Source organism: Microbacterium algihabitans, from assembly GCF_032464975.1.
GTDB classification, from domain to species: Bacteria; Actinomycetota; Actinomycetes; order Actinomycetales; family Microbacteriaceae; genus Microbacterium; species Microbacterium algihabitans.
The window spans coordinates 40,624-52,587 of the sequence record NZ_JAWDIU010000002.1; the positions used below are offsets into that span (position 1 = coordinate 40,624).

An 11,964-nucleotide genomic window follows, 5' to 3' on the forward strand; every position below is an offset into this window, starting at 1 on the left:
TCACGCCGTCGGCTTGTCGACCGCCCCGCCGAAGCGGCGGTCGCGCGACTGGTAGTGCCCGATGGCGTCCCACAGGTGCGTGCGGCGGAAATCGGGCCAGAGGGTGTCGAGGAACACCATCTCGGCGTACGCCGACTCCCACAGCAGGAAGTTCGAGGTGCGCTGCTCGCCGCTCGAGCGCACGAACAGGTCGACGTCGGGCATGTCGGGCTGGTACAGGTTCTTGCGGATGAGCTTCTCGGTCACGGCCGACGGCTTGAGCTTGCCCGACGCGATGTCGTCGCCGATGCGGCGCACGGCATCCACGATCTCGACCCGACCGCCGTAGTTGACGCACATCGTCAGCGTCAGCGTCGAGTTGCCCTCGGTGAGGCGCTCGGCGTGCTGAAGCTCCTTGATGACCGAGCCCCACAGGCGCGGCTTGCGGCCCGACCAGCGGATGCGCACACCCCACTCGTTGAGCTGATCGCGGCGGCGGTGCAGCACCTCGCGGTTGAACCCCATGAGGAAGCGCACCTCGTCGGGTGAGCGCGACCAGTTCTCGGTGGAGAAGGCGTAGACCGACAGGTGCTTCACGCCCGCCTGGATCGCGCCGGCGACGACGTCGAGCAGAGCCGCCTCGCCCGCACGGTGGCCCTCGACGCGGGTGAGTCCCTGGCGGTTGGCCCAGCGACCGTTGCCGTCCATCACGATCGCGACGTGCTCGGGAACCGCGCCCTTCGGAAAGGCCGGCGGGTACTCGCCCGTCCAGTCGAGGGGGCGGTACGGCACGGCGTCGCGGTGCGTGAACGGCTTGGGTGTCATCGATGGGACTCCAGGTGCGAGAGGGAACGGATGCCGCGCTCCAGGTGGAACTGCGCGTAGGCGGCCACGAGGCCCGAGGCCGCCGCCGTCGTGCGTCCGGGGGCGGCGTCGATGGTGTCCCATTCCCCCGCCATGAGGGCGCGGAGCATGTCGACCGTGTCGCGCGCGACGCGTGGCGAGCCCGCCGGGGCGCAGGTCGAGCAGACGACGCCGCCGAGCTGCGGGAGGAAGTAGTCGTGGTCGCCGACGGTGCCGCAGCGCGCGCACTCGGTGAGCCCGGGAGCCCAGCCCGACAGGGCCATGGCGCGCAACAGGTACGAGTCGAGCACGCTGCGCTCGGAGTGCTCGCCGCGGGCCAGTGACCGCAGCCCACCGACCAGCAGCAGGTACTGCTGGGGCGTCGCCTCGGCCTCGTTCAGGCGATCGGCGGTCTCGACCATGGCGCTGGCGGTCGTGTACACGTCGTAGTCGGCCACGATCTCGGCCCCGTACGAACCCAGCGACTCGGCCTGCTGCACGATGTCGAGGTTGCGTCCCTTGAACAGCTGCACGTCGGCGACCATGAACGGCTCGAGACGCGACCCGAACTTCGACGAGGTGCGGCGCACGCCCTTCGCGACCGCACGGATCTTGCCGTTGCGGCGACTGAGCAGGGTGAGGATGCGGTCCGCCTCCCCGAGCTTGTGGGTACGCAGGACCACGACCTCGTCGCGGTAGGTGGGCACAGTCCATTATCGGCCCGCCCACCCGTGAGCGGCCTGCGCAGCGCCGTGGCGCGCCGCTTGGATCAGCGGGGGGTCGCCGCTCTCTGCTGCAGGGGCCACGACCCGTCGGGAATCGGCAGGTCGGGGCGGGTGTGCTGCAGGAAGTCGATCAGCTGAGGGTAGCCCAGCATGAGTCGGGTCGCGCCGAATCGGGTCGTGCCCTCCGTCTTCGCGAGGATGCCGCCGAACCGGTCGCCGGGGTTGGGCTCCAACCGGGTGATCTCGGCCACCGGCACCGCGTTCGGTCCGCGCACCAGACCGAACGACCACACCAGGTCGGGGGCGACCTCCAGTCGCATGCGTTTCATCCCCCGCGCCAGGAACACGAAGAGGGTGCCGCCGACGAACATCGCCGCCCCGGCGATGACCATGCTCGTCTCGGGATCCTTCACCCCCGCCGCGGCCAGGAGCAGGATGCTGCCGAGCACGATGACCGCGATGCCGACCGTGCGGATCAGGACGCGCTGCCACTTCCGGGTCGACACGACGAACAGCACGCCCTCTCGTGTCGCCCGCGCCGTCGCCGCCGACGGTGAACGTCGGATGATCGCCGTCACGATCGCGGTGATGGCCCCCGCGATGAGCATGGCCACCGCCACGCTCGAATTCGCCCCCCAGTGCATCTGCAGTCTCCCCCGGCGACTCGTGGTCGCATCGACGTTCCGGGCGCACCGAATCGGCCCCCTGCCCTCGATGAAAACGCATCCCAGCTGCTCGCGCTCTCGCTGGACGGCGACGCGGCCCGGGTGCTACACACCGCGGGCACCACGGTGACCCGCGTATCTCCATCGCCGCGCACGCGCCTCCGCACGCCGATCGCGCGCGTCCCGGAGAATGGATACCGTGAACGAGTCCGTCTTCGTCATCCCGCTGTGGGCGGATCTCACCGCCGTCGCCCTGGGCGGTGTGCAGGGTGCGCTGTTCGCCTCCGGCTTCCAGGGCCAGCGGCGCCTCGACCTGCTCGGGGTGGCGATCATCGGCATCCTGCTCGGAATGGGCGGTGGTCTCATCCGCGACCTGCTGCTGGGGCTCACCCCCGCGACCCTGCAGAGCAACTGGTACCTCATCACCGCGACGCTCGCCTCGATCGTCGGCATGCTGCTGTCGGGGATCTTCCAACGCCTGAACCGTGCGATCGTCATGCTCGACGCGGTGGTGATCGGGCTGTTCGGCGCGTTCGGCACCTCGAAGGCGCTCGCCCTCGGCATGCCGGCCGTGCCCGCGGTGTTCGTCGGCGTGCTCGCCGCGGCCGGGGGCAGCGTGCTGCGCGACGTGCTCATGGGCCTGCCGGTCGCCATCATGCACGTCGGCTCGCTCTACGCCGTGGCGGCCGGCGGCGGATGCGCGGTGCTGGCGACCGTCGCGGCGTTCGGCGTGCCGCTGCCGGTCGCCGCCGTGATCGGCGTGGCGGTCACGACGGTCATCCGCGTGCTCGCCGTGCTGTTCGACCTATCACTGCCCGAGCAGCGCAAGCTCTACCGCCGCAAGGTCGCGGTCGAGACCACCGGCATCCCGATCATCCGCATGGATGAGCCGGAGTGAGCCGGGCTCTGACCCCCGCGCGCGTCAGCCGAGCGGCGTGACCTCGTCGCCGACCCGGATCGTGCCCCCATCGGCGACCGGCAGCAACAGGATTCCCAGCGTCGGCTCGGACTGACCGAACTCCGTCGTCAGCACCCGCAGCAGCCGGGCGTCGCGCACACCCGTGTCGGGGTTCGCGGTGATCGCAGCGCAGCGCTTGATCGGCTTCTGCACCTCGAACTCCACCTCGCCGATCCGCACGCGGCCGTGCCACTCGAGCTCGGCCCACGGCGCGGTGCCGCCGAGGACGATGTTCGAGCGGAAGCGGCGGTCGTCGACGGGCGCCGGCACCGCGGCATCCACCTCCTCGACCGAGGCCGCGCCGTGCAGCGAGATGAATCCGCGCGGTCGGTCCTGGAAGCGTGCGGTGCGGCCGTCGCCGAGAAGACCGAGGGGCAGGATGCCGTCGGCCTCGAGCAGCTTCGCATCGCTCGTCGTGCGCAGGTAGGCGGTGATCGCCGCGCTGAGTCGGGCACGGCCCTCGTCGCTGAGATCGGCGGTGACGTCGATGTCGTCGACCTGCAGCCGCAGCGTCAGCGCCTCGTCGTCGAGGGTGAGGTCGACGCGCGCCAGCGTCGGGAAGGTCATGAGCGCGAGTCCGCGGCTCTTGGGGAACGTGGCATCCGCCGGCTCGAGGGCATCGGCGAAGCGGAAGACGAGCGAGCGGTCGCCCTGCACGCGGCCGTCGTCCTGGATGACGAGGCTGTCGCGCTTCTCGGGCGTGAAGCCCTTCACGGGATAGCGGTAGAGGGCGTCGACGCGGATCACGGTTTCATCCTCGCATCGACGCCCCCTCGCGATCACCAGCGGGCGAGAACCTCGCCGTGCGGCAGCAGGATCCACCCGTCGGGGTGCTCGGCCCACTCGCGCCACGCGTCCGAGATGCGCTGCAGCTGCGCGTCGTCGGCGAGACCGAGCCGCTTCGCATGCCCGGCGAACGCCGAGGCGAGTACGCGGTCGGCCCACATGCCGCCCCACCACGCGCGCTTTTCGGGCGTGTCGAACACCCACACGCTCGCGCTCGCCTCGATGCGGGTGAACCCCGCCTCGCGCGCCCATGCCTTGAGACGCCGACCCGCATCGGGCTCGCCCGACGACCCGCGGTGCACGCCGTGATAGATCTCGAGCCAGTCGTCGAGGGCGGGGATGAGCGGATGCCAGATCACCCCGCCGTAGTCGACGTCGCGCACCGCGACGAGGCCGTCCGGCCCGGCGACGCGGCAGAACTCCCGCAGGGCGTCGACCGGCCGCTCGAGGTGCTGCAGCACCTGGTGGGCGTGCACGACGTCGAACGAGGCGTCGGGCACGTCGAGGGCGTAGGCGTCGCCCGTGCGGAAGGTCACGTTCGTGCGCTCCCCCGCGGCGGCGCGGGCCACCTCGACGACGTCGGACGCGGCATCCACCCCGACGACCTCTCCCGGGAAGACCCGGTCGGCGAGGTCGACGGTGATGGAGCCGGGGCCGGCACCCACATCGAGGATGCGGGTGCCGGCGGACAACGAAGACACCAGGTAGGCCGCCGAGTCGGCGACGGTGCGCACCGCGTGGGAGCGCAGCACGCTCTCGTGGTGTCCGTGGGCGTAGGCCACGGTCGTCTTCTCTTCGGTGCGGGTCAGACGCCGGCCAGGGCGCCCGAGTCCTGACGGGTGCGGATCGCGCGGTTGACGCCCGACACGATCGCCTTGAGAGACGCGGTCGAGATGTCACCGTCGATGCCGACGCCCCACAGGCGCTGGTCGTCGACCTGCAGCTCGACATAGGCGGCCGCCTGCGCGTCGCCGCCCGAGCTGAGAGCGTGCTCGACGTAGTCGTACAGAGTCACATCGAACCCCTGCGCGCGCACGATCTCGAGGAAGGCTGCGACGGGACCGTTGCCAACGGCCGAAGCCGGGTGCGTGGTGTCACCGTCGCGCAGCGAGACGTCGAGGTGCACGTCGCCCGACATGTCGCTCGACGAGCGCGTCGACAGCAGCTCGAAGCGGCCCCAGCGCTGGTCGTCGACCGTCGAGGGCAGATACTCGTCGTTGAAGATGTCCCAGATCTGCGCGCTCGAGACCTCGCCGCCCTCGGCGTCGGTGCGGGCCTGCACGACACCCGAGAACTCGATCTGGAGTTTGCGGGGCAGGTCGATCGCATGGTCGGCCTTCAGCAGGTAGGCGACGCCGCCCTTGCCCGACTGCGAGTTGACGCGGATGACGGCCTCGTACGACCGGCCCAGGTCTTTCGGGTCGATCGGCAGGTACGGAACCGCCCACTCGATCTCGTCGACGGTCTTGCCCTCGGCGGCCGCGCGGGCTTCCATCGCCTCGAAGCCCTTCTTGATGGCGTCCTGGTGCGACCCGCTGAACGCGGTGAAAACGAGGTCGCCGGCCCAGGGGCTGCGCTCGGGAACCGGCAGCTGGTTGCAGTACTCGACGGTGCGCTTGACCTGATCGATGTCGCTGAAGTCGATCTGCGGGTCGATGCCCTGCGTCAGCAGGTTGACGCCCAGGGCGACCAGGTCGACGTTGCCTGTGCGCTCACCGTTGCCGAACAGGCAGCCCTCGATGCGGTCGGCCCCGGCCATGTAGCCCAGCTCCGCGGCGGCCACGGCGGTGCCGCGATCGTTGTGCGGGTGCAGCGACAGGATGACGTTCTCGCGGTGGTTCAGGTGACGCGACATCCACTCGATCGAGTCGGCGTAGACGTTGGGAGTGGCCATCTCGACCGTGGCGGGCAGGTTCAGGATGACCTTGCGCTCGGGGGTCGGCTCGAAGACCTCGAGCACCTCGTTGCAGATGCGCAGGGCGAACTCGAGCTCGGTTCCCGTGTAGCTCTCGGGCGAGTACTCGTAGTAGACCTCGGTCTGGGGAATCGTCGCCTCGTACTTCTTGCACAGGCGCGCGCCCTCGAGCGCGATGTCGACGATGCCCTGCTCGTCGGTGCGGAACACGACCTCGCGCTGCAGCACGCTCGTGGAGTTGTACAGGTGCACGATGGCCTGCTTGGCGCCGGCGATCGCCTCATAGGTGCGGGCGATCAGGTGCTCGCGCGCCTGCGTCAGCACCTGGATGGTGACGTCGTCGGGGATCAGGTTCTCGTCGATGAGCTGACGGACGAAGTCGAAGTCGGTCTGGCTCGCGCTCGGGAACCCGACCTCGATCTCCTTGTAGCCCATCTTGACCAGCAGGTCGAACATGACCCGCTTACGCTCGGGGCTCATCGGGTCGATCAGCGCCTGGTTGCCGTCGCGCAGGTCGACGGCGCACCAGCGGGGTGCGACCTCGATGCGCTTGGACGGCCACGTGCGATCGGGCAGGTCGACCCGGATCTGCTCGTGGAAGGGACGGTACTTGTGCACCGGAGCGGACGTGGGCTTCTGGGTGTTCTTCATGATGTGTCGCTTCTTTAGATTCGTTCGGTGGGGCCGACGACGATCTCCGCGACGAGGAAGGCCCTTAGATCGAGGACTCGTCGCGGCAACTAAGAAGAAGCTGGCCACCGAAGCGCATGCAGCGATCGTAGCAGTCCCTCACGAGGCGCTCCGTCGGGCGGCCGCCCACTCGTGGTCGAGCACGGCGTACACGAGCAGGTCGCTCCAGCGGCCCTTGAACCACTCCTTCTCGACGAAGTGCGCTTCGCGTCGCATGCCGAGGCGCTCGGCGAGGGCCGTGGAGCGGAGGTTGTCGGCGTCGATCTGTGCGACGAGCCGGCGCAGGCCGTACACCTCGAAGGCCGTGTCGATGAGCGCGCGCACCGCTTCGGTCGCCAGGCCCTGACCGGATGCCGCGGGGCTGACGACCCAGCCCACCTCGGCCGACCCGGCCTCGGCGTCGAGGTGGAAGAGCACGAGGTCGCCGATCACCGCGCCATCGTCGACGCGCTCGATCACGAGCATCACGCCGCCACGCTCGCCCTCGAGACTCGTCCCGCCCATCAGATGACCGTTGCGGTGCCGGATGTCGTCGGGGGTCTGCGGCTGGAACGGGAGGTAGCGGCACACATCGGCGTCACCGCGGTACGTCGCCATGGCGTCGAGGTCGCGCTCTTCGAACGGGCGCAGGCGCACCCGCTCGCGGGTCACCTCGAGGGTCTCGGGCGCCGGCGGGAGGACGAACGGCGACGCGCTCACGGCAGCAGGGCGACCTTGCCGCCCGGGTGGCCGTCCATGACGAACCGCACGGCCTCGACGGCCTCGTCGAGCGGGTAGGTGCGCGCGACGGGCACCTCGAGGGCTCCGGATGCCGCGAGCTCCAGCACCCGCGCACGCGCGATGTCGCGGAAGCGGGCGCTCTCGGGCCGTGCTCCGGCGATCCAGAGGAACCCGTCGGCCTTCGCGCGCTCGGGATCGACGATCGTCACGATGCGGTCGCGCTCCGCCACGAGGGCGAGCGAGACGTCGATGGCCTCGTCGGTGCCCACGGCGTCCCACGCGGCGGCGATCGGAGCGCCCTCGGCCGCCTCTTCGACGCGCTCGCGCAGGCCGTCACCGTAGGCCACCGGGATGCCGCCGTAGCGACGGACGCGTTCGGCCGAGTCCTCGGCATCCGGACCCACCGTGCCGATCACGCGGACGCCGAGCTCGCGCGCCTGCTGCAGGAGGCTCACACCCACCGCGCCGGAGGCGGCGTGCAACAGCACCGTCTCGCCCTCGGTGACGCGGGTGACCTGGATCATCTCGGCCGCGGTGGTGCCCGCGAGCAGGAGGTTCGCCGCCTCGGGGTGAGAGAGGGCCGCGGGCTTGGCGAACACGTCGCGGGCCGGAACCGTGATGTCGGTCGCGTAGGCGCCCTGCACGCGGAAAGCGACGACCTCATCGCCGACCGTCAGCTCACCGGAGCCGCCGAGGGCATCGGGGCCGACGGCCGTGACCTCGCCCGAGAGCTCGTAGCCGATCGGCACGGGGAACTCGGCGCCGGGACGCGCCGAGGCGACGTGCTTCGCGTCTGCCGGGTTGACGCCCGCCGCGTGGACGCGGATCGTGACCTCGCCCGAGCCGGGGGCCGCGACCTCGACCTCGTCGAAGCTCCACTGATCGATGGGCCCGGGAGCCGGAGCCGTCCACCTCTTCGCCATGGTCACGCCTTTCGTTTCGGGTCGTCGCCGCTGAGCGTAGCCCCCGGCGTCGGATGTCCTGCGGAAGCGCTCAGAAGCCGAGGCGCCCCAGCTGCTTCGGATCGCGCTGCCACTCCTTGGCCACGCGGACGTGGAGCGAGAGGTAGACGCGGCCGCCGACGAGCGGCTCGATGCCGGCGCGTGCGCGGGCTCCGACATCGGCGAGGCGCGAGCCCTTCTTGCCGATGATGATCGCCTTCTGGCTGTCGCGCTCGACGACGATGTTGGCCCACACGTCGGTGAGGTCGCTGTCTTCGCGCTTGGCCACGTCGTCGACGGTCACCGCGATCGAGTGCGGCAGCTCGTCGCGCACGCCGTGCAGGGCGGCTTCGCGGATCATCTCGGCGATGCGGTCTTCGAGCGTCTCGTCGGTCGTGACGTCGTCGGCGTAGAGGGCGGGGCCCACGGGCATGAGCGCGAGGAGCTCGTCGCTCAACACGTCGAGCTGATCGTTCGTCACGGCCGAGAGCGGGATGACCGCCGCCCAGTCCTCGCGCAACGCGTCGACCTCGACGAGGCGCTCGGTGATCTGATCACGCGTCGCGGCATCGGTCTTCGTCACCAGGGCGACCTTCTTCGCACGCGGGTAGCCCGAGAGCGACTCGGCGATGCGGCGATCGCCGGGGCCGACCTTCTCGGTCGCCGGGGCGCAGAACGCGATCACGTCGACGTCGCCGAGCACCTGCTCGACGAGGTCGTTGAGTCGCTGCCCCAGCAGGGTGCGGGGACGGTGGATGCCAGGGGTGTCGACCACCACGAGCTGGCCGCCCGGACGGTTGACGATGCCGCGGATGGCGCGGCGGGTCGTCTGCGGCTTCTCGCTGGTGATGGCGACCTTCTCGCCCACGAGGGCGTTGGTCAGCGTGGACTTGCCGACGTTCGGCCGGCCCACGAAGGTCACGAAACCAGATCGGGTGTCGGTCATCTGTCGTTCCTCTCACGCGACGAGGCGTCGGCCTCGGCGTCTTCATCGTCCATCGTCTCAGCCCGCTCCACGATCACCGTCGCGATTCCGCGGTTGCGGCCGCGCGAGGCTCCACCGGTCATGATGAGGCCGTCGTGCTCGGCGGTGGCTCCGGGCTGCGGGATGCGGCCGAGGGCCTTACCCAGCAGACCGCCGATCGAGTCGACTTCCTCGTCGTCGAGCTCGAGGCCGAACAGGTCGCCGACCTCGTCGAGGCCCAGACGCGCATTCACGCGATAGCGGCCGTCGGGCAGTTCCACGACCTCGGTCGAGGGGGCGTCGTACTCGTCGGCGATCTCGCCCACGAGCTCTTCGATGAGGTCTTCGAGGGTCACGAGGCCCGCGACGCCGCCGTATTCGTCGACGACGAGGCACACGTGCACCGCGTCTTTCTTCATCTGCTGCAGCAGGGTCTCTGCCTTCATCGACTCGGGCACGAACACGGCGGGACGCGCGATGCGGCGGATCGGCGCGTCGCGCCACCCCGCCTCGTCGCGGAAACCGAACTGCACCAGGTCTTTCAGGTACAGCACGCCCACGACGTCGTCGGCCTCGTCGTCGGTGAGGGGCACGCGCGACACGCCCTTCTCGAGGAACAGTGCGAGTGCCTCGCGGGACGAGGCCGCGGCATCCACGCTCACCATGTCGATGCGCGGCACCATCACCTCGCGCACGTACGTGTCGGTGAAGTCGAACACCGAGTGGATGAGCTCGCGATCGTCTTCTTCGATGAGTTCGTTCTCGGTGGCCTCGTCGATGATGCTGAGCAGCTGCTCCTCCGACGCGAACGAGGTCGAGTGTGGAACGCCCGGGGTCACCCGGTTGCCCACCGCCACGAGGCCGTGGGCGAGCGGGCCGAGCAGAATGCGCATGCCGCGGATCACCGGAGACGCCCCGCGCAGCAGGCCGCGCGCGTGCTGGCGACCCACCGACCGGGGGCTCGCTCCGACCGCGACGAACGACATGCCCGTCATGAGCACGGCCGCGGTGATCACCGCGAGCCAGATGTTGTCGAAGATGAGCATGAAGGCGGCCGTGACGAGCACCGCGGCCGTCGTCTCGGCGAGCACGCGGATGAAGACCACCGCCGTCACGTGCGCGCTCGGGTCGTCGGCGATGCGGCGCAGCGAGCGCGCGTTGCGCCCCGAAGAGCCGAGCTCGAGCAGGTCGGTGCGCGAGGTCACGCCCAGCGCCGCCTCGGAGGCCGCCATGAGACCGCCGAAGGCCACCAGCAGCAGTGCCGCGACGAGCAGCAGTGCTTCGGTCATGCGCGGCGTTGGCGCTCGACGGCCTGGAAGCCGGTGATCAGTTCGCGCTGCAGGCCGAACATCTCGCGTTCTTCGTCGGGCTCGGCGTGGTCGAATCCGAGCAGGTGGAGCAGCCCGTGCGTGGTGAGCAGGATCAGCTCGTCGAGCGTGGAGTGCTTGGCGGCGACGGCCTGCGTCTCGGCCACCGCCGGGCACAGCACGATGTCGCCGAGCAGACCCGCGGGGGTCGGAGCGTCTTCGGATCCCGGACGCAGCTCGTCCATCGGGAAGCTCAGCACGTCGGTGGGGCCGGGCTCGTCCATCCACTGCACGTGGAGGGACTCCATGGCGCCCTCGTCGACGAGCACGATGGCCACGTCGGCGTCGGGGCTGACGTGCAGCTCCTGGAGGTTGTACTCCATGAGGCGCAGCAGCACCTGTTCGTCGACCTGGTGGTCGGATTCGTTGTTGATCTCGATCGTCATGAGCGGTTTCGTCTCGGGAGGTGATCGCGGGGACCGGCGGCACCGGGGCCGCGTCGCTCCGCACGGGTGGCGAATTCGGAGGCCTCGTCGCGCTCGCGTCGAGCGGCCAGACGCTTCTCGTCGTATTCGCTGTACGCGTCGACGATGCGCCCGACGAGGTTGTGGCGCACGACGTCGTCGCTGGTGAGGCGCGAGAAGTGGATGTCGTCGATGTCGTCGAGCACACGCGTCACCAGACGAAGACCGGACGCGCCCTGCGGCAGGTCGACCTGGGTGATGTCGCCGGTGACGACCATGCGGGTGCCGAAGCCGAGGCGCGTGAGGAACATCTTCATCTGCTCGGGCGTGGTGTTCTGCGCCTCGTCAAGCACGACGAACGAGTCGTTCAGCGTGCGCCCGCGCATGTAGGCCAGCGGTGCGACCTCGATCGTGCCCGTCGCCATGAGCTTGGGGACGATCTCGGGATCCATCATCTCGTTCAGCGCGTCGTAGAGCGGCCGCAGGTAGGGGTCGATCTTGTCGGTGAGCGTGCCGGGGAGGAACCCGAGCCGCTCCCCCGCCTCGACGGCGGGACGCGTGAGAATGATGCGCGTGACCTCTTTGCGCTGCAGCGCCTGCACGGCCTTGGCCATCGCGAGGTAGGTCTTGCCGGTACCGGCGGGGCCGATGCCGAACACGATCGTGTTCTCGTCGATCGCGTCGACGTACTCCTTCTGGCCCGCGGTCTTGGGCCGGATGGTCTTTCCGCGCGACGACAGGATCGCCTCGCCCATGACCTCGGACGGACGGGGTCCGCCGTCGGAGCGCAGCATCCGGTTCGAGCTGGTCACGTCGGCCGGGTCGAGGCCGTGACCCGAGCGGGTCATGCTGAGCAGCTCGTCGACGAGGCCGCGGGCGGCGCGCACCGCGTCGGGCGTGCCCGAGAGCGTGATCTCGTTGCCGCGCACGTGCACGTCGACGTCGGGGTGCTCCTTCTCGACCACGCGCAGCAGGCGGTCCTGCGGGCCGAGCAGTTGCACCATGGC

13 protein-coding genes are annotated in these 11,964 nt (G+C 70.0%); 1 reads left to right on the forward strand and 12 read right to left on the reverse strand.

Annotation, left to right across the window (positions count from 1 at the left end; translation table 11 throughout):
- From RWH43_RS07420 to RWH43_RS07430, 3 genes are all read right to left on the reverse strand, one after another.
- Window positions 1-804, reverse strand: a complete 804-nt coding sequence (locus RWH43_RS07420; RefSeq protein WP_307211247.1) for an isoprenyl transferase — start codon at window positions 802-804, stop codon at window positions 1-3.
- Window positions 801-1,529: a DNA repair protein RecO gene (recO, locus tag RWH43_RS07425; RefSeq protein ID WP_144833678.1), complete on the reverse strand. Its 729-nt coding sequence runs from the start codon at window positions 1,527-1,529 to the stop codon at window positions 801-803. The genes RWH43_RS07420 and recO overlap by 4 nt, the downstream gene beginning before the upstream one ends.
- A 62-nt stretch (window positions 1,530-1,591) precedes the next feature.
- Window positions 1,592-2,167 (reverse strand): hypothetical protein, encoded by a 576-nt coding sequence (locus RWH43_RS07430; protein ID WP_316001136.1) that lies wholly within the window; start codon window positions 2,165-2,167, stop codon window positions 1,592-1,594.
- A gap of 244 nt (window positions 2,168-2,411) precedes the next feature.
- On the opposite strand from RWH43_RS07430, the gene RWH43_RS07435 reads away from it, so the two are divergent.
- Window positions 2,412-3,110 carry a trimeric intracellular cation channel family protein gene (locus RWH43_RS07435; RefSeq protein ID WP_144833682.1) on the forward strand — a complete coding sequence of 233 codons (699 nt, stop codon included), beginning with the start codon at window positions 2,412-2,414 and terminating at the stop codon, window positions 3,108-3,110.
- A gap of 24 nt (window positions 3,111-3,134) precedes the next feature.
- Here RWH43_RS07435 and RWH43_RS07440 read toward each other — a convergent pair whose 3' ends face one another.
- The 9 genes from RWH43_RS07440 to RWH43_RS07480 all read right to left on the reverse strand — a co-directional run bounded on the left by RWH43_RS07440 (window position 3,135) and on the right by RWH43_RS07480 (window position 11,961).
- Window positions 3,135-3,917 (reverse strand): MOSC domain-containing protein, encoded by a 783-nt coding sequence (locus RWH43_RS07440; protein WP_316001137.1) that lies wholly within the window; start codon window positions 3,915-3,917, stop codon window positions 3,135-3,137.
- Between the two features lie 32 nt (window positions 3,918-3,949).
- Window positions 3,950-4,738, reverse strand: coding sequence for a methyltransferase domain-containing protein (locus tag RWH43_RS07445; protein WP_316001138.1), 789 nt, complete (start codon window positions 4,736-4,738; stop codon window positions 3,950-3,952).
- Between the two features lie 23 nt (window positions 4,739-4,761).
- Complete coding sequence (leuA, locus tag RWH43_RS07450; protein WP_154096583.1) at window positions 4,762-6,522, reverse strand: 2-isopropylmalate synthase; 1,761 nt, start codon at window positions 6,520-6,522, stop codon at window positions 4,762-4,764.
- 138 nt (window positions 6,523-6,660) lie between these two features.
- Window positions 6,661-7,260 carry a GNAT family N-acetyltransferase gene (locus tag RWH43_RS07455; RefSeq protein ID WP_316001139.1) on the reverse strand — a complete coding sequence of 200 codons (600 nt, stop codon included), beginning with the start codon at window positions 7,258-7,260 and terminating at the stop codon, window positions 6,661-6,663.
- Entirely contained in the window at window positions 7,257-8,204 is a 948-nt protein-coding gene (locus RWH43_RS07460) for a quinone oxidoreductase family protein (RefSeq protein WP_316001140.1), read from the reverse strand. Before RWH43_RS07460 ends, RWH43_RS07455 begins: the two co-directional genes overlap by 4 nt.
- Before the next feature lie 70 nt (window positions 8,205-8,274).
- Window positions 8,275-9,168 (reverse strand): GTPase Era, encoded by an 894-nt coding sequence (gene era / locus RWH43_RS07465; RefSeq protein WP_144833692.1) that lies wholly within the window; start codon window positions 9,166-9,168, stop codon window positions 8,275-8,277.
- On the reverse strand, window positions 9,165-10,475 hold the full coding sequence (locus RWH43_RS07470) for a hemolysin family protein (RefSeq protein WP_144833694.1): 1,311 nt from the start codon (window positions 10,473-10,475) through the stop codon (window positions 9,165-9,167). Before RWH43_RS07470 ends, era begins: the two co-directional genes overlap by 4 nt.
- Window positions 10,472-10,939 carry an rRNA maturation RNase YbeY gene (gene ybeY / locus RWH43_RS07475; protein ID WP_144833696.1) on the reverse strand — a complete coding sequence of 156 codons (468 nt, stop codon included), beginning with the start codon at window positions 10,937-10,939 and terminating at the stop codon, window positions 10,472-10,474. Before ybeY ends, RWH43_RS07470 begins: the two co-directional genes overlap by 4 nt.
- Window positions 10,936-11,961, reverse strand: coding sequence for a PhoH family protein (locus RWH43_RS07480; protein WP_230704932.1), 1,026 nt, complete (start codon window positions 11,959-11,961; stop codon window positions 10,936-10,938). Before RWH43_RS07480 ends, ybeY begins: the two co-directional genes overlap by 4 nt.
- Window positions 11,962-11,964: the final 3 nt, after the last annotated feature.

Bases quoted from the DNA above. Each gene is read 5' to 3' on its own strand.
- leuA (WP_154096583.1), bottom strand. From the start codon at position 6,522: ATGAAGAACACCCAGAAGCCCACGTCCGCTCCGGTGCACAAGTACCGT.
- RWH43_RS07470 (WP_144833694.1), bottom strand. From the start codon at position 10,475: ATGACCGAAGCACTGCTGCTCGTCGCGGCACTGCTGCTGGTGGCCTTC.
- RWH43_RS07460 (WP_316001140.1), bottom strand. From the start codon at position 8,204: ATGGCGAAGAGGTGGACGGCTCCGGCTCCCGGGCCCATCGATCAGTGG.
- ybeY (WP_144833696.1), bottom strand. From the start codon at position 10,939: ATGACGATCGAGATCAACAACGAATCCGACCACCAGGTCGACGAACAG.
- era (WP_144833692.1), bottom strand. From the start codon at position 9,168: ATGACCGACACCCGATCTGGTTTCGTGACCTTCGTGGGCCGGCCGAAC.
- RWH43_RS07480 (WP_230704932.1), bottom strand. From the start codon at position 11,961: ATGGTGCAACTGCTCGGCCCGCAGGACCGCCTGCTGCGCGTGGTCGAG.
- RWH43_RS07420 (WP_307211247.1), bottom strand. From the start codon at position 804: ATGACACCCAAGCCGTTCACGCACCGCGACGCCGTGCCGTACCGCCCC.